Annotated in this window: 1 protein-coding gene and 1 pseudogene; one reads left to right on the plus strand and one right to left on the minus strand. The window is 71.1% G+C overall.

What is annotated here, in order from left to right; genetic code table 11:
- Positions 1–21 precede the first annotated feature (21 nt).
- Positions 22–420: pseudogene (locus BZL64_RS38445) on the plus strand (hypothetical protein); the annotation flags it as partial.
- A 71-nt stretch (positions 421–491) separates the two neighbouring features.
- Here the strand turns inward: BZL64_RS38445 and BZL64_RS38450 are convergent.
- The coding region (locus BZL64_RS38450; RefSeq protein ID WP_208639618.1) for a cellulose binding domain-containing protein at positions 492–703 on the minus strand (212 nt) is incomplete at its 5' end.

Consider the following 703-nt stretch of genomic DNA (forward strand, 5'->3'; position numbering starts at 1 on the left):
GGCTGACCGGGGATCTCGATCTACCCCGAACCACCCCCGCCCGGTAGCCGGCCCGAACTGATCCAGCGGTACCACGAGGTGGCCGCGGCGTTCCCCACCTCGGACCTGCCCCCGCTGGAGACGGCGTACTGGCTCGTCAAGCCGCATGCGCTGGTGCGCGGCACCTGGGACGAGGCGAAGGACGCGGCGGAATGGCTCGGGGAGCGGCTGGCCGAGTTCGTTCCCCGGTTCGGGTCCGAGGTGCGGCGCGATGCCGGCCAGTTGGACCGCCACGTCACCTGCGCCGCCGAGCGGCTGCGATCGGGCGCGGACGTCACGCTCGGCTTCTACCTCGAACGCCCCTCCTACCTCTCCCTGTCCCTCGTGACCTGTTCCCCGAACCGCGACCAACCCGGACTCCAGTGCCCCCTGCCCTCATGAGGACGAGTTCGGTGACGCCGGAGAGGGGTGCCCGGCCGCCACCGGACACCCCCCGCCTAAAGCCGCACCGCTCACCCCGCCGTGCAGCTCACGCTCGGTACGCTCCCGCCCCCGGGTGTCCCGCCGAAGCCGAAGCTCGCCGAACCACCCGCCGCCAGCGTCCCGTTGTGGGCCGCGTTCGTCGCGGTGACCGTCGGTCCGGTCTGGGTGTGGGACGCGTTCCACATGCTGGTGACCTTCTGGGAGCCGGACCAGGTCCAGGTCCTGTATCTTATACACAGCT

It is taken from the genome of Streptomyces bobili (assembly GCF_002154575.1).
Lineage (GTDB): Bacteria > Actinomycetota > Actinomycetes > Streptomycetales > Streptomycetaceae > Streptomyces > Streptomyces bobili.